Source organism: Kribbella sp. NBC_00889, from assembly GCF_045207705.1.
Taxonomy (GTDB): Bacteria; Actinomycetota; Actinomycetes; order Propionibacteriales; family Kribbellaceae; genus Kribbella.
Map to the genome: position 1 here is coordinate 4,240,756 of NZ_CP108783.1, position 15,428 is coordinate 4,256,183.

General features: G+C 68.2%; 12 protein-coding genes. 7 read left to right on the forward strand and 5 right to left on the reverse strand.

Annotation, left to right across the window (positions count from 1 at the left end; genetic code table 11):
* Positions 1-8 precede the first annotated feature (8 nt).
* Positions 9-3,143, reverse strand: a complete 3,135-nt coding sequence (locus OG817_RS20560) for an FAD-binding and (Fe-S)-binding domain-containing protein (RefSeq protein WP_406056906.1) — start codon at positions 3,141-3,143, stop codon at positions 9-11.
* A gap of 46 nt (positions 3,144-3,189) precedes the next feature.
* Here OG817_RS20560 and OG817_RS20565 point away from each other — a divergent pair, with 46 nt between their 5' ends.
* Together OG817_RS20565 and OG817_RS20570 are read left to right on the forward strand one after the other, a co-directional pair.
* Positions 3,190-3,918 (forward strand): maleate cis-trans isomerase, encoded by a 729-nt coding sequence (locus tag OG817_RS20565; protein ID WP_406056908.1) that lies wholly within the window; start codon positions 3,190-3,192, stop codon positions 3,916-3,918.
* Positions 3,915-4,562 carry a GntR family transcriptional regulator gene (locus OG817_RS20570; RefSeq protein ID WP_406056910.1) on the forward strand — a complete coding sequence of 216 codons (648 nt, stop codon included), beginning with the start codon at positions 3,915-3,917 and terminating at the stop codon, positions 4,560-4,562. The genes OG817_RS20565 and OG817_RS20570 overlap by 4 nt, the downstream gene beginning before the upstream one ends.
* A gap of 18 nt (positions 4,563-4,580) precedes the next feature.
* Here the strand turns inward: OG817_RS20570 and OG817_RS20575 are convergent, their stop codons facing one another.
* Positions 4,581-6,062: an NAD-dependent succinate-semialdehyde dehydrogenase gene (locus OG817_RS20575; RefSeq protein WP_406056912.1), complete on the reverse strand. Its 1,482-nt coding sequence runs from the start codon at positions 6,060-6,062 to the stop codon at positions 4,581-4,583.
* Positions 6,062-6,313 (reverse strand): hypothetical protein, encoded by a 252-nt coding sequence (locus tag OG817_RS20580; protein WP_406056914.1) that lies wholly within the window; start codon positions 6,311-6,313, stop codon positions 6,062-6,064. The genes OG817_RS20575 and OG817_RS20580 overlap by 1 nt, the downstream gene beginning before the upstream one ends.
* A gap of 80 nt (positions 6,314-6,393) precedes the next feature.
* Here OG817_RS20580 and OG817_RS20585 point away from each other — a divergent pair, with 80 nt between their 5' ends.
* Positions 6,394-7,647 carry an aspartate aminotransferase family protein gene (locus OG817_RS20585; RefSeq protein ID WP_406056916.1) on the forward strand — a complete coding sequence of 418 codons (1,254 nt, stop codon included), beginning with the start codon at positions 6,394-6,396 and terminating at the stop codon, positions 7,645-7,647.
* Positions 7,648-7,657: 10 nt separating this feature from the next.
* Here OG817_RS20585 and OG817_RS20590 read toward each other — a convergent pair whose 3' ends face one another.
* Positions 7,658-8,947, reverse strand: coding sequence for an MFS transporter (locus OG817_RS20590; RefSeq protein ID WP_406056918.1), 1,290 nt, complete (start codon positions 8,945-8,947; stop codon positions 7,658-7,660).
* 188 nt (positions 8,948-9,135) lie between these two features.
* Between OG817_RS20590 and OG817_RS20595 the strand changes: the two genes are divergently transcribed.
* From OG817_RS20595 to OG817_RS20605, 3 genes are read left to right on the forward strand one after another with little or no spacing between them, the layout of a single operon-like run.
* The gene (locus OG817_RS20595) at positions 9,136-10,308 is read left to right on the forward strand and encodes an amidohydrolase family protein (protein ID WP_406056920.1); all 1,173 of its coding nucleotides are present in this window, start codon (positions 9,136-9,138) and stop codon (positions 10,306-10,308) included.
* Positions 10,309-10,341: 33 nt separating this feature from the next.
* The gene (locus OG817_RS20600) at positions 10,342-11,667 is read left to right on the forward strand and encodes an amidase family protein (RefSeq protein ID WP_406056922.1); all 1,326 of its coding nucleotides are present in this window, start codon (positions 10,342-10,344) and stop codon (positions 11,665-11,667) included.
* 24 nt (positions 11,668-11,691) lie between these two features.
* Positions 11,692-12,504: a MerR family transcriptional regulator gene (locus tag OG817_RS20605; protein ID WP_406056924.1), complete on the forward strand. Its 813-nt coding sequence runs from the start codon at positions 11,692-11,694 to the stop codon at positions 12,502-12,504.
* On the opposite strand, the gene OG817_RS20610 is transcribed toward OG817_RS20605, so the two are convergent.
* Positions 12,505-13,830, reverse strand: a complete 1,326-nt coding sequence (locus tag OG817_RS20610) for an MFS transporter (protein ID WP_396390751.1) — start codon at positions 13,828-13,830, stop codon at positions 12,505-12,507.
* 572 nt (positions 13,831-14,402) lie between these two features.
* On the opposite strand from OG817_RS20610, the gene OG817_RS20615 reads away from it, so the two are divergent.
* Positions 14,403-15,425 carry an ABC transporter substrate-binding protein gene (locus OG817_RS20615; protein ID WP_406056926.1) on the forward strand — a complete coding sequence of 341 codons (1,023 nt, stop codon included), beginning with the start codon at positions 14,403-14,405 and terminating at the stop codon, positions 15,423-15,425.
* Positions 15,426-15,428 lie beyond the last annotated feature (3 nt).

A 15,428-nucleotide genomic window follows, 5' to 3' on the forward strand; every position in this document is an offset into this window, starting at 1 on the left:
GTGATCGGTCAGCCGTCGGTTGACTGGGCTAAGGCTGCGGCCAGGAGTTCGGCGAGGTGGCGGGGGTGGCGGGTGGTGCCGTGGGTGATCTGGGTGCGGCAGCTGAAGCCGTCGGCGAGAACGGCGGTTGCCTCGGGCAAGGAACGTACGGCGGGGAGCAGGACGCGCTCGCCGATCGCCTTCGAGACCGCGTAGTGGGCGTGCTCGAATCCGAAGTTGCCGGCCAATCCGCAGCAACCGGAGTCGGGGATGGTCGCGTCGATCCCGGCCGCGGCCATCAGCCGACGGTCGGCGTCGAAGCCGAGCGCGGCGTGCTGGTGGCAGTGCGTCTGCACCAGCGCTTCTCCCCCGACCTGCGGCGGTTCCCACTCGGCCTCGGCGAGCAGCTCGGCGAACGTGCGGGTCGCCTTCGCAACCTGGTCGGCAAGTGGATTGTCGGCAATCAGATCCGGTGCGTCGTGGCGGAGTGCCGCCGTACAACTCGGTTCGAGGCCGACGATCGGCGTACCGGCGGCCAGATGCGGCTCGAGGGTCTTGAGCGATCGAGTGAGCACGCGTCGGGCCTTCTTCAGCTGGCCCGTCGAGATCCAGGTCAGCCCACAGCAGACCGGCTTGTCCGGCAGCACCACCTCGAACCCAGCCACCTCCAGCACCTCAACCGCAGCCCGCCCGATCTCAGGCGCCAGGTAGTTCGTGAACGTGTCCGGCCACAGCACAACCCGTTGTCCACCGGTCGACAATCCCCTGCCGCGCTTGGCGAACCAGCTCGTGAAGGTCTCCGAAGCGAACATAGGCACAGCGCGCTCGGCCGCGATTCCGCCCAGCTTCTTGACCAGACCGAGGCCGGCAACCTTGTTGGCCAACGCAGGCACCGGCGAGGCGAGCCGGGCCCAGAGTGGGAGCCATCCCATCGACCAGTGCGACATCGGCCGCGCCCACGGGCGGCGCGCGTAGTAATGCTGAGTGAACTCCGCCTTGTACGTCGCCATGTCGACGTTCACCGGACAATCGGACAGACATCCCTTGCAGGACAGGCAAAGGTCGAGACCATCGCGGACCTCGGTCGATCGCCATCCGTCCGCGATGACGTCACCCTGCAGCATCTCCCACAGCAGATGCGCGCGGCCGCGGGTCGAGTGCAGTTCATCCTTGGTGACCTGATAGCTCGGGCACATCACTCCACCCGAGCTCTGCCGGCACTTGCCGATCCCGACGCAACGGCGCTGCGCCTGGGCGAAGTCGTTGTCGTCATCCGGGTACGCGAAGACTGTCAACAATCTGCGGTCCTTCGCCGGACCGTCATGCCGGATCGCCAGGTCCAGCGGCGGCGGGTCGACGATCATCCCGGGGTTCATCACCCGCGCCGGATCCCAGATCTCCTTGAGTTCCGCGAACAGTCGCACACCGTCGACGCCGTACATCCGACTGAGCAGCTCACCTCGCGCTCGGCCGTCACCATGCTCTCCGGACACCGATCCGCCGAGCTCGACCACGAGGTCGGTGGCCTGCTCGACGAACTCCCGGTACGTCGCGAGGCCGCGCGCACTGAGCAGGTCGAAGTCGATCCGCATGTGCATGCAGCCCTCACCGAAATGCCCGTACGACGCTCCGGACAGACCGTGCCGCCCCATCACCTCGTCAAGCCCGCGAAGGTAGTCCCCCAACCGCTCCGGCGGCACGGCGGCGTCCTCCCAACCACCCCACGCCTCCGCCCCGTCAGCGCGCCGCGTCGCCAGCCCCGCAGCATCTGTCCGGCAACGCCACAACACAGCCTGTGCCCCCGGATCAGTAACCAACGAAGCCGTCGGAAACCGCCCTCCCCCACCCACAGACAAGCCCGCTCCACCGACCCTCCCCCTCCCGCCGGGGGTTCCACTCCCGCCCCCGCCAGGGGTGCCACTCCAGCCCTCGCTCCCGCCGGGGATTCCGCTACCGCTCCCGCCGGGGATTCCGCTTCCACTCCCGCTACCCCCGGCGCCCCCGCTCCCGCTCCTCCCGGCGCTTCCGATCCCGCTGGCGCTGGGGCTGGTGTTGGGCGGTGTCGTGCTTGTTGATGCGGTGTTGCGGAGGTCGTCGAGCATGGTTCGGGCGGCAGCGGTGGCGGAGTGTTCGTCCTCGCCGCCCATCTCGATCAGGAGCCAGGCGTTGCCCTCCGGCAGACCGGCGCGCACCGCGGCATCGCGGACCTCGCGCGGCAGGCGTTCGACCAGGTCGCTGTTGATGGACTCCATCGTGAGCGGGCCGTGCCGCAGCACGATCGGCACGCAGTCGGCCGAACTGATCGAGTCACCGAACCCGAGCACACACAGAACCTTTGCCTTCGGCAACTCGGTCAACGCCACCGTCGTCCGCAGCGTCGCCGCGAGCCCACCTTCGCTCCCGGTCAACAATCCGGCCACGTTGTACCCGTACTCCGGCAGCAGCCGATGCAACGCGTACCCCGAGATCTGCCGCGTGAACTGCCCGAACCGTCGCCGGATCAGCAGCTCATGCCGATCGACAAACCGCTGCAGCGCGCGATGCAGCTCCCCCTCCCGCCCCGGCCGCGCCGCACACTCCGCGCGGTCCGCAATGGAATCCACCGTCATCCTGGTGCCATCAGCAAGCACCACATCCAGCGAACGCAGATTGTCGGCCGTCGTCCCCCAGGCCACCGAATGTGCACCACACGCATTGTTGGCAATCATCCCGCCCAACGTCGCCCGGCTCCCCGACGACGGATCCGCCCCGAACGCCAGCCCGTACGACTTCGCCGCAGCCAGCAGATCAGTCAGTACGACGCCCGGCTCTACCACCGCGGTCCGCGTCGCCGGATCGATCTCCAGAATGCGATTGACGTGACGGGACGCATCGATCACCACGCCACCGATCGCATTGCCCGCCATCGACGTACCGCCGCCACGCACCACCACCGGAGCGCCGGCCGCCGCGGTCAGCGCCACCGCTGTCGCCAGGTCCTCGGCATCCGCGGGTACGACGACCAGGTCCGGGACGGCGCGGTAGTTCGAGCCGTCCGCCGCGTACAGCGCCCGGGTCCGCCGGTCGTCCGCGACCACACCCCGCAGTTGCCGGCGCAGCCCGGTCACCAACCGCGGGACGTCGTACGCGACATTTCCGGTGCCGGAGCTCTCACGGGTTAGCATTGTCGACAATCTACCTATTGCGACGCGGGTCAGCCAGGAGGTCGGAATGGTCACGGTGGGGCTGCTCTATCCCGGGCACAGCGCGGAGGACGACTACCCGGCGCTCGAGGCGCGGCTCGACGGTGCGGTCCGGCTGCCGGTCGTGATCACGTCGGTGGGCGAGGACGCGCACCGGATCGACGCCCTGCTTGACCTCGGCCGCGCCGAGCGGCTCGCCGAAGGCGCCTCGGAGCTCGCGGCCGAAGAGCCGGACGCGGTGATGTGGGCGTGTACGTCGGGCAGTTTCGTCTTCGGTCCCGAGGGGGCCCGCAACCAGGCGTCCGGTGTCGCCCAGGCGATCGGCGTACCGGCGTCCTCCACCTCGATCGCGTTCGTGGACGCGTGCCGCGCGCTCGGCGTACGGCGGGTCGCGGTGGCGGCGTCGTACCCGGAGGACGTGGCGCAGCACTTCGTGCGATTCCTGACCGGCGGCGGGGTCGAAGTGGTGTCGATGGGCAGCCACGGAATCATCACCGCGGCCGAGGTCGGGACGCTCGCGCCGGACCGGGTGATCGCGATGGTGAAGGCCGCCGACCACCCGGACGCCGAGGCGATCCTGGTGCCGGACACCGCGATGCACACGCTGGAGATTGTCGACGATCTGGAGACCGCGGTCGGCAAGCCGGTGCTGACCGCGAACCAGGTGACGGTCTGGAAGGGACTCGACTTGCTCGGCCAGGTACCTTCTCTGCCAGGTCTGGGAAGTTTGTTTGCCTCAAGGGGGACGGAAGTGTGACCAGTTACATCGAGCCGCTGGCCCAGGAGTCGACGCCGAGCATCATCGCCGACAAACTGCGCAAGGCCATCGGCCACGGGGAGCTCAAGCCGGGCACGCAGCTCGGCGAGGCGGACCTCGCCCGCAAGCTCGGCGTCAGCCGCGGACCTCTGCGGGAGGGCATGCAGCGGCTGACGCAGGAAGGGCTGCTGGTCGCGATTCGCAACCGCGGCCTGTTCGTGATCGACATGACCGCGGACGACGTCCAGGACATGTACCTGGCCCGCGAGGCGATCGAGCGCGCCGCTGCCCGCAAGATCATGTTGGGCGACCACAAGGCCGCCGGCGAACAACTGCTCGCCATCGTCCACGAGATGGCAGCAGCGGAAGGCGACCCGGCGGCCGTCGGCGAGCTCGACATCGCGTTCCACGAACGCCTGGTCGAGCTGGCCGCCAGCTCCCGGCTGTCCCGGATGCACCGGACGTACATCACCGAGACCCGCATGTGCATCCACGCCCTCGAGGAGACCTACACGACGTCCGAGGTTCGCGTCGGCGAGCACGAGCGCCTGGCCGAAGCCATCCGCAACGGCGACGGTCTGCACGCCGACGATCTGCTCATCGCCCACATGGACGACGCCATCGCTCGCCTCACGTCGCGGTAGAGGCCGGTTCCTTCGCGATCAGGGCATCGCGATGCCGATGTACTTGGTCTCGAGGAACTCCTCGATGCCGACGGAGCCGCCCTCTCGGCCGAGGCCGGATTGCTTGACGCCACCGAACGGGGCGGCGGGGTTGGAGACGACGCCCTGGTTGAGCCCGACCATGCCTGTCTCGAGGGACTCGGCGATGCGGAGCGCGCGGCGGAGGTCGTTGGTGAACACGTAGGCGACGAGGCCGTACTCCGTGTCGTTGGCGGCTGCCAGCGCCTCGTCGTCCGTCGTGAACGGCGTCAGCGGCGCGACCGGGCCGAAGATCTCCTGGTCGGCCATCGCGGCATCCCGGGGTACGCCGGTGAGCACCGTCGGCGGATAGAAGTAGCCGTTGCCCGGGGCAATCTCTCCCCCGGTGAGGACGCTGGCGCCGCGGTCGACGGCATCGGCGACCAGCGACTGGACCTTGGTGAGACCGGCCTCGTCGATCAGCGGTCCGACCTTGACGTCGGGTTCGGTGCCGCGACCAACCGTCAGCGCTGACATCTTTGCCGCGAGGCGGCGCCCGAACTCGTCGATGACCGAGGCATGCACGAAGATCCGGTTGGCCGCCGTACACGCCTCGCCCATGTTGCGCATCTTGGCCGCGATCGCCCCGTCGACCGCCTCGTCCAGATCCGCGTCCTCGAACACCAGGAACGGCGCGTTGCCGCCAAGTTCGAGCGACGTCCGCAGGACCTTCTCGGCGCACTGCTCCAGCAGGGCCCGCCCGACCCGCGTGGAGCCGGTGAACGACAGCTTGCGAGCCAGCCCGGACCTGATCAGCGGCTCCATCACGCCGCCCGCGTCCATCGCGGTGACGCAGTTGACCGCACCTGCCGGTACGCCGGCCTCCGCGAGGATCCCCATCAGCGCGAGCATCGACAGCGGTGTCTGGTGCGCGGGTTTGATCACGCTCGTGCAGCCGGCCGCGATCGCCGGGCCGAGCTTGCGGGTGCCCATCGCCATCGGGAAGTTCCACGGGGTGATGAGCAGGCAGGGGCCGACCGGCTGCTTGGTGATCAGGAAGCGGGCGTTGCCGGCGGGCGCGGTCTGGTACCCACCGTCGATCCGGACCGCCTCGCCCGCGAAGTGCCGGAAGAACTCGGCCGCGTACGCGATCTCGCCGCGCGCCTCCGCGAGCGGCTTGCCCATCTCGAGCGTCATCAGCAACGCCAGATCGTCGACACGCTCCATCAGCAGCTGGTACGCCGCCGTCAGCATGTCCGCGCGGTCGCGGGGAGATGTCTTGGCGAACGCCGGCTGCGCCGCGACGGCCGCATCGAGCGCGGCGCGCCCGTCGGACGGTGTCGCATCGGCGACCGCACAGAGCACCTCGCCCGTCGACGGATCGACCACGTCGAACGTCGTACCGCCCTCCGCATCGGTCCACTTGCCGTCGATGAAGAGGCGCTTCTCAACCGCCTCGACGACCCGAGCCTCCTCGCGAGACACATCCCGCCCGCCACCCATCACTCCACCCCCACTCCGCTCAGCAACCACCGCTCCGCCCCCATCCCGCCCGGCACCCACTGCCCCACATCCACTGCCCCGGCCTCGCCACGCCCGGCAACCGCTGGCCCGGTCTCGCGCCGCCCGGCAACCACCACCCCGGCCTCACGCCGCGCGCCATCCACCACCGCGGCCTCGCCACGCTCGGCGACCATCGCCCCGGTTGCATACCGGTCGGCATCTATTGCATTGGTTGCGTTTCGCTCGGTCATTCGCACCCCTTCACCGGCCTCGACACCTGAGATACGCTGATTGTCGACAATCTACCAGTCGACATCTGGAGGGGAAGTCCGTGGCCGAGCTGTCGCAGATCCTGAAACAGGCGACCGGAGTCGTCGCCGCCCGCGGTGAGGGCGTGCAGCTGTTCGACGAGGACAACCGCCGGTATCTCGACTTCACGGCCGGCATCGGCGTGACGTCGACCGGGCACTGCCATCCCCGCGTGGTCGCCGCCGCCCAGGAGCAGGTCGGCAAGATCATCCACGCGCAGTACACGACCGTGATGCACCGGCCGCTACTGACACTCGTCGACCGCCTCGGCGAGGTCCTCCCCCAGCACCTCGACCGGATGTTCTTCGCGAACTCCGGCAGCGAGGCGATCGAAGCCGCGCTGCGCCTCAGCCGGCAGGCGACCGGACGGCCGAACGTGATCGTGTTCCACGGCGGCTTCCACGGCCGGACCGTTGCCGCGGCATCGATGACGACCTCCGGGACGAAGTTCCGGTCCGGCTTCAGTCCCCTGATGGCCGGCGTACACGTCTCGCCGTTCCCGGACCCGGGCCACTTCGGCTGGCCGGTCGAGCAGGCGACCGACTTCGCGCTGAGCCAGCTCGACTACGCCCTCCAGACCTTGAGTACGCCGGCCGACACTGCCGCTTTCTTCGTCGAACCGGTGCTCGGTGAGGGCGGCTACGTCCCGGCGAACGAGCGGTTCTTCGCCGGCCTGCGGGAACGCGCCGACGAGCACGGGATCCTGCTGGTTGTCGACGAAGTACAGACCGGATTCGGGCGGACCGGGAAGTTCTGGGGCGGCGATCACTTCGGTTCGCACCCGGACATCCTGGTCACGGCGAAGGGGCTCGCGTCCGGCTTCCCGTTGTCGGGCATCGCAGCCCCGTCGGCGTTGATGGAGAAGGCGTGGCCCGGCTCGCAGGGCGGGACGTACGGCGCGAACGCGGTCGCGTGCGCGGCGGCGGTGGCGACGCTGGACGTGATCCAGGACGAGGGTCTGGTGCAGAACTCGGCCGAGCGCGGTGCTCAGCTGAAGCAGGCTTTGCAACTGGTGGCGGACAAACACGAGCAGATCACCGACGTGCGTGGGCTCGGGTTGATGGTCGGCAACGAGTTCCGTGACGCCAACGGCAAACCCGACCCGGTCGCGGCAGCCGCCGTACAGCAAGAGGCCGCCCGCCGAGGACTCCTCTTGCTGACCTGCGGCGCCTGGAGCCAGGTAGTCCGCTTCATCCCCGCCCTCGTCGTCACCCCGGACGAGATCGACGAAGCCGCCACCATCTGGTCCGACGCAGTCTCCGCCATCACCACCTGACCCACACTCGTCAGGCGCGGTAGGCGGGGAAGTCGCGCAAGGTGCGGATTGGCGTGGCCAGCGGGAGCGTGCGGGTGCAGGCGAACAGGACAGCCAGCGCCCACATGGCGCTTCGGATTCCGAAGCCGGCCGCCAACGCTCCGCCGGTCACCGCGCCGAGCGGACCTGTGCCGAAGACGAGGAACCGAGAGCTCGCGGTGACCCGGCCGAGCAGCTGAACGGGCACGTAGCTTCCCCGGAACGTGGCGGTGATGATGTTCGAGACTGTGGAGCCTGTCAGCACCACGAGGGATCCGGCCGCGAACAGCGACAGCCGCCAACCGGAACCGGCGGCCGGGAGGAGCAGGATGAACGGCGCGATCGCGAGATTCGCTACCAGGTAGGCGCGCGCGTTGCCGAAGCGCCGCACGATCCGCGACGCGAACACGGCGCCCAGGATGCCGCCGACGCTGCTCGCACCGATCACCAATCCGACGGTGCCCGCACTCGCGCCCTCTGTACGCACCAGGTAGACAATCCGCAGTGCGGTCAGCCCCATCATCGCGAAGTTGCCGATCGCCGCCATCGCAGTCATGGCCACCAGGAAACTCTCGCGCCGGATGAACCCGAAACCCTCGGCGATCTGACGGAACACGCCCAGATCACCGGCCCGGTCTCGCTGCGCCTCGGGCCCGACTCGCAGTACCGCCAAGCAGACCGCCGAGACCAGGAACGTCAGCGCGTCGATGAGGACCCCGCAGACCGCGCCCGCCACCTGTGCCAGCAGCCCTCCCAGGCCCGGACCGGCGAGCTCGGCCGCCGAGGCGCTGGTCTGCAGTTTGGAGTTGCCCTCGAGCAGATCCTCGGGGGCCAGCAGATGGGGCAGAAACGCGTTGTACGCAAGGTCGAAGAACACCTTGGCGATACCGGCGAGCAGCGCTGCCGCCAGCAGCATGCCCATGGTGAGTACTCCGGTCCACGCCGCGATCGGGACACCAGCCAGCACCACCGCCGACACGACATCGGCGGCCAGCAGGACGCGTCGACGCGGCCAACGGTCGACCCACGCCCCGGCCGGAAGCCCGATCACCAGAAACGGCACCCAGTTCGCGGCTGTCAGCAGCGCCACCATGCTGGTGCCGGCGTGGAGGGTGGTCACCGCCACGAGGGGCAGGGCCACAGTCGTGACGGCCGAGCCGAGTCCGCTGGTTGATTCGCCGACCCAGAACAAGCCGAAGTTCCGCGTCCGCAGCAGACCACCAACCGGCCCACGTCCTGGTCCGGGCGTGCGCTCGTGCGTGGCAACGGTCTCGGCGTTCATGCGACCGTCTCTTCTCCTGCTCCACGGATCTCGGCAACGAATTCGACCGAGCGGCAAGTTACTACGACCGTCATCGAACTTGCGACCGGTTTTCGGAGTCCGGCCTCCAAGGCACCGCTCTCACCTGAGCGCGATGCGGGCAGCTGTGAGCCGTTCCCAGCGGCCCTCGAGGTTGCGACGACTCGGGAGTGACTGGTCGCCTGCTGCTGCATTCCGGATCCGTGCTCGATGTCGCGTCTGGTGATGTGCGGGCGGCGGACGTCGTACTCGCCGACGATCGGATTGTCGACGTTGGATCAGGGTTGGATGGGGACGAGGAGGTCGACTGTTCCGGTGGGTTGCTGCTGCCCGGGCTGATCGACTGCCACACGCACGTCTGTCTCACGCAGATGCTGAGCGATGCGGACGGCCTGCCACGGTCGACTCGGCCGCTGTCCGCCGTACCCGTACTCCGGACCTTGCTGAGCCTCGGCATCACCACGATTCGCGATGCATGGGGAGCCGATGCCGGCGTACGGCTCGCAGTTGAGCGCGAGTGGATCGAGGGGCCTGAGGTGCTGATCAGCCTCCGCCAGGTGTGTACGACGGGCGGCATCGGCGACCTGTGGACAGCGGACGTCGGGCCGGTCGACTACTTCGGCGATCCGTCGATGCCGGACCCGGTGTTCGACGGCGCGGACGGAGCGCGGGCCGCCGTACGGCGGATGGTGCGGGCCGGCGCGGACTGGATCAAGCTCACTGCGACCGGGTCGTTGGCGCTCGGGACCGGTGTCCATGACGTCCAGTTGACTGTCGACGAGATGACGGCGCTGGTGGACGAAGCACGCCGGCAGGGCGATCGCCGGGTCATGGTGCACGCCCACGGCGCGCGGGCAGCCGAAGTGGCGGCACGGGCCGGCGCGGCGAGTATCGAGCACGGGACGTACCTCGACGAGGCTGCTGTTGAGGCGATGGCTGCAGCCGGCACGTTCTACATGCCCACATTGTCGACAACCCAACCAGATCCTGAGCATGCCCCCGACGGCGCTCCGGAGGCGCACCGTAAGTCGGTCCGGCTCGCGCTCGATGCCGGGGTGCCGATCGCGATGGGCACGGACAATCCAGTACGCCCGCACACCGAAGTACTGCGGGAGCTTGAGCACCTGGCGGCGGCCGGCCTGGGCGATGCCGGAGCGTTGCGTGCGGCAACAATCGACGCCGCCCGGCTGCTCGGGCTCTCGGACGACCGCGGCGAGATCTGCGCGGGTAAGCGCGCAGACCTGGTGCTGATCGACGGCACGGAGCTGGGCTGTACGTCGCTGGAGTCCCGCATCCGGACGGTGTTCCACAACGGGCGTGCGGTCGGTTGCCCCTCCCGTTGACCCTGACACTGTGTCAGACCGTAGACAATCCGCATGATGACAACAGCAACCGAGATCGCCCGCCGGATTCGGGCCGGCGAGGTGACGTCGCGCGAGGTCACGGAGCAACTGCTGGTGCGGATCGCGCACGACCACAGCGTGAACGCGGTGGTCGAGACGAGGGCGGAGTTCGCTCTGCGGAGTGCGGACGAAGCTGATGCGGCGGTAGCGGACGAGCGTGAGATCGGGCCGCTGCACGGCGTACCGATGACGATCAAGGAGTGTTTCAACGTCGCGGGCCTGCATACGACCTGGGGCAATCCGGCGTTCGCGGAGTATGTCGCGGATCGGGATGCGGTGGTGGTGGAGCGGCTCAGCCGGGCCGGCGCGATCATTGTCGGCAAGAGCAATGTCCACACGATGCTCGCGGATTTCGGACAGACCACGAACGAGATCTACGGGCGGACGAACAATCCAGCGGACCTCGCCCGCACACCGGGCGGCTCGAGCGGAGGCGGCGCGGCCGCGCTCGCCGCGGGCCTGAGCTACCTGGAGTACGGGTCGGATCTGGTCGGGTCGATCCGGCTGCCGGCGGCGTACTGCGGCGTCTACGGGCTGAAGCCGACCGCCGGGCTCGTCCCACTGCAGGGCTTCCAGGTGCCGGGGCCGCCGGAAGTCCCGAACGAGTTCCCGAACTTGTCGACAATCGGACCACTCGCGCGATCGGCTGCCGACCTGCGGACAGCGCTGCGGGTGACCGGCGGCCCGGCCGCACCGTTCTCCTGGGAACTGCCCCGGTCGCGCCACGGCCGGCTCGCGGACTTCCGGGTCGGCGTAGTGACCGACCATCCCGCCGCGCCGGTGTCGAGTGAGGTAGGCGACGTGCTCTCGGCGACGGTCGACCAGATCGGCCGGAGCGGTGCGAAGATCGTCGAGGGCTGGCCCGACGGTGTCGATCCCTGGGACCAGGCCGAGGCGTTCGGATCGCAGGTCGAACTGTTCTTCGCGCTGCACGGTGGCGAGCCGTCATCGCTGAGTCTCGGCGAGGTGATCGAGCAGGAGCGGCGGAGAATGGGCGCGCGGATGAAGTGGCAGCAGTACTTCGAGGAGGTCGATGTGTTCCTGTGCCCCGTCAGTTTCACCGCGGCGTTTCCCCATGACGACCGGCCGTTCGAGGAGCGCACCATCACGACGTCGTACGGCGAGCAGCGGTACGACGCCCAGGTGTTCTGGATCGCGCACGCCTCACTGACCGGGCATCCCGCACTCAGCATGCCGATCGGGCAGACACCGGACGGGCTGCCGGTCGGCGCGCAGGTGATCGGTCCGTGGCACGAGGACGACACCGCGATCACGTTCGCCGAACTTGTGGTTGGTTGACGTCACCGCGGAAGGAGGCTGAGATTGTTCGCAATTGGAGAGTTTGCACGGCATGGGCGGGTATCGATCCGCATGCTGCGGCACTACGACGCGATCGGACTGCTGCGGCCGGCGTACGTCGATCCGGCGACCGGCTATCGCAGCTACACCGCCGGACAACTCGCCGACCTCAACCGGATCGTCGCTCTGAAGGATCTCGGGTTCTCGCTCGAGCAGGTACGGACGATGGTCGCCGACGAGATCAGCCCGACCGAACTGCAAGCATTGTTGACAATCCGACGCGCGGAGCTTGAATCCACTGTTGCCGAGAGCTACACCCGGCTCGCCCAGGTCGAGTCACGCCTGCGCAGCATCGAAACTGACCTCCCCACCGCCGATGTGGTGATCAAGGAGCTGGCGGCCGTCCGGATGGTCGGACTGACCACCACCGCCGCGAGCTTCACGCCCGCGGACATCAGCCCGGTGGTCCATCCACTCTGCGCCGAACTCGGCCGCCGGCTCCCCCATGCCGCCGTCCGGCCAACCGGCCACTTGACCTGCCTGTACGAACGCGCCCACCAGACCGAGGACGAAGTCGTCGTCCGCGCGACTGTTCCGGCAGCGATCGATGCCGAGGGCAACCTCAACGGCCTGGAGTTCATCGACCTGCCCGCGGTACGTGCGGCGACGCTGGTGCATCGCGGACCGATCGACCAAGTGCTACCCGCGTGGCAGGCGCTGGCCCGCTGGATCGACGACAACGGCCATCGGTCCAGCGAGCCTGCGCGGGAGCTCTACCTCGACTGCCCGGACGATCCGGACGGCTGGGTCACCGAACTGCAGGAGCCGATCGAGTAGTCAGGCTCTGGCCGGCTCGGGTTCCAGAGCGACCGGGGGCGGCGCCCCTTCGGTGCCCGGAACGGTAGTGCCGTTGAGCGGGCAGCGGGTGGTTTCGGGGACCTTGACGAGGGCTATGGCGCCGATGATGCAGGCGGCCATCATGTAGTACGCCGGCACCAGGGCGTTGCCGGTCTTCGCGGTGAGCCAGTCGTTCACGGCGGGCGCCGTACCTCCGAACAAGGAGGTCGACACGTTGTAGGCGATCGCGAAACCCGCGTACCGGACATGGGTCGGGAACATCGCCGGGAAGGTCGCCGAGATCGTCGCCAGTTGCGGGACGTACAGCAGACCGAGCACCGCGAAGCCGACGATCGCGCCGAGCATGTTCGTCCCCATCAGGAGGAACATCGGCGCCCCGAAGATGAACAACCCGGCCAGCGAGACCCACCACAGCGGCTTGCGGCCGACCCGATCCGATAGTCGGCCGGCGAACGGCAGGAAGATCATCATTGTCAACATTCCGATGATCGGCACGATCAGCGACTCGTCCGCGGTGAGCTTGATCTCGCTCTCGAGGTACGTCGGCATGTACGTCAGCAGCGTGTAGTTGACGACGTTCAGGGCGACGACCATGCCACCGAGCCGGAGGATCGGCCGCCAGTAGCCGGCCAGCAGATCCCTGAACTGGTGCGTTGTCTGCTCCTCCTTCTGGCCCTTCGCCTCGAGCTCGCGGAAGACGGGCGTGTCCTCGAGACGCGACCGCAGGTAGACACCGACCAGGCCGAGCGGCGCGGCCACCAGGAACGGCAGGCGCCAGCCCCACGCGTGCATCTTCTCGTCGCCGAGCACCAGCGAGAAGAACAGCATCAGCAGGGCACCGGCGGAGAATCCGGCCAGCGTTCCGAACTCGAGGAAGCTGCCCAGGAATCCACGCCTGCGACTCGGGGCGTACTCGGCCATGAAGGTCGCGGCACCGCCGTACTCACCACCAGTCGAGAAACCCTGGATCATCCGGAGCACGACCAGCAGCGTCGGCGCCCACAGTCCGATGGAGTTGTACGACGGGACCAGGCCGGCGAGTAGCGTCGCGCCGGACATCATCAGGATCGTGATCGCCAGCACGTGCTTGCGGCCGAGCCGGTCACCCAACGGCCCCCAGACCAGACCACCCAGCGGCCGGACCAGGAACGAGACGGCGAATGTCAGCAATGCGAGCAGCGTCGCGCTCTCGGTGTCGCCCGGGAAGATCGCTGCCGAAATGTAGGTCACGCCGTAGGCGTAGATGCCGTAGTCGAACCACTCGGTCGCGTTCCCGATCGCCGATGCGGCGATCGCCCGCTTCAGTACGCCGGGCGGCGGCTCAGAATCAACCGAAGTCCGCGAATCACCCGACCGTCCACCTCCACCGGACGCACCTCCACCACCGGAGGCACCGCCACCACTTGACGGACCGCCTCCACCTGACGGACCACCACTTGACGGACCACCTCCGCCTGGCGATCGGCCCCCGCCCGGACTGTTGACGGGCGGCCGGCTCTCGACGGGTGTGTTCCTGAGCGGCTGGGGCCCGACTGGCGGTTGGGTCTCGGCGTCCACGGTGTCCTCCTGTCTTCACACGGCCTCACCCGGGTGCCCACCTCACGCCTTCGGCACACACTGACGGCCAGGTCGTAGTTTTGTTGACAATCCGAACATTAACCATGTGCATTAGTGAACAGCAAGGAGTCACGCCGCTACGCACAGAGTTCTCACCGCGATCGACCGCGGCGGGGCGCGCGTCCGTGTAGCAGGTGTTCCAGATTAAAACCTGCTCGAAGCGTTGACACGACCCATGGGCAGTCCTACCTTCGTGCGATATACAGCATTTCGCATATCACAGGTCTCTCGAGTTTCACTCCCCTGTCTAAGGAGCACCTATGAATGCTGGACTCTCCCGACGTCCCCGTCCGCTGGCCAAGGTCACCAAGCTCACCAGGCTGACCAGGGTCACCAAGCTCACCAGGGTCGCGACGACCGTTGCCGCCGCCGTCAGCGTGATCGCCGTCGCGGCCTGTGGCAGCGGCCCCGGCAGCGACGCCGCGGCCGGCGATACCGCCGAGGCGGTGACCATCCAGGCAGCCACTGGCGAGGTCAAGCTGCCCAAGCCCGCTGTCCGCGTCGCCGTGATGCAGTGGCAGTTCCTCGAAGACCTGCTCGCCCTGGGCGTTCAGCCGGTGATGATCGCCGATGAGCAGCAACCAGGCAGCGGGAACCCGATGCCCCCGCAGTTCGAGGGCAAGCTCGGCAAGTACACCTCGCTCGGCAGCCGCATCTCGCCGAACCTCGAGATCCTCTCGGCTGAACCGATCGACCTGATCGTCGCCGACAAGTCCGAGCATCTGAAGGACTACGAGCAGTTCTCGCAGATCGCACCGACGCTGATCCTCGACACCTCCAGCTGGGCCGACTTCTACCCGAACCTGCAGAAGCTCGGCCAGGCCGTCGGCAAGGCGGACAAGGCCGCCGAGACGGAGAAGAGCCTCAAGGACTCCATCGCGGCAGGCAAGAGCAAGCTCACCGCTGAGGCGGGAAAGCGCGCGCTGATCGGCGTCCCGACGCCGGACAAGTTCTTCGCCTTCACGGCCAACTCCCTGCAGGCAGGGGTGCTGTCCGAACTCGGGCTGACCTACGCCTACAAGGAAGTCGCGGGCAAGCTCAGCGACCAGACCCCACTCGAGTCACTGGCGCAGACCAAGGCGGACGCGATGTTCCTGACGGTCGATCCGGGCTCTCCGGTGGTCACCGACACCTGGAAGGGCAACTCGCTGTGGGACTCGATCCCGGCGGTCCAGACCAACCAGGTGCACACGGTCGACCGCGGCGTCTGGTCGGTGGGTCGCGGAGCGCTGTCAGTGCCGATGATGGTCCAGCAAACGGTCGACACCTTCGCCAAGGGCTGACCC

Excerpts from the sequence above, each read along its gene's own strand:
- OG817_RS20560 (WP_406056906.1), bottom strand. The coding sequence starts at position 3,143 with ATGCTAACCCGTGAGAGCTCCGGCACCGGAAATGTCGCGTACGACGTC.
- OG817_RS20565 (WP_406056908.1), top strand. The coding sequence starts at position 3,190 with ATGGTCACGGTGGGGCTGCTCTATCCCGGGCACAGCGCGGAGGACGAC.
- OG817_RS20575 (WP_406056912.1), bottom strand. The coding sequence starts at position 6,062 with ATGGGTGGCGGGCGGGATGTGTCTCGCGAGGAGGCTCGGGTCGTCGAG.
- OG817_RS20580 (WP_406056914.1), bottom strand. The coding sequence starts at position 6,313 with ATGACCGAGCGAAACGCAACCAATGCAATAGATGCCGACCGGTATGCA.
- OG817_RS20590 (WP_406056918.1), bottom strand. The coding sequence starts at position 8,947 with ATGAACGCCGAGACCGTTGCCACGCACGAGCGCACGCCCGGACCAGGA.
- OG817_RS20600 (WP_406056922.1), top strand. The coding sequence starts at position 10,342 with ATGATGACAACAGCAACCGAGATCGCCCGCCGGATTCGGGCCGGCGAG.
- OG817_RS20615 (WP_406056926.1), top strand. The coding sequence starts at position 14,403 with ATGAATGCTGGACTCTCCCGACGTCCCCGTCCGCTGGCCAAGGTCACC.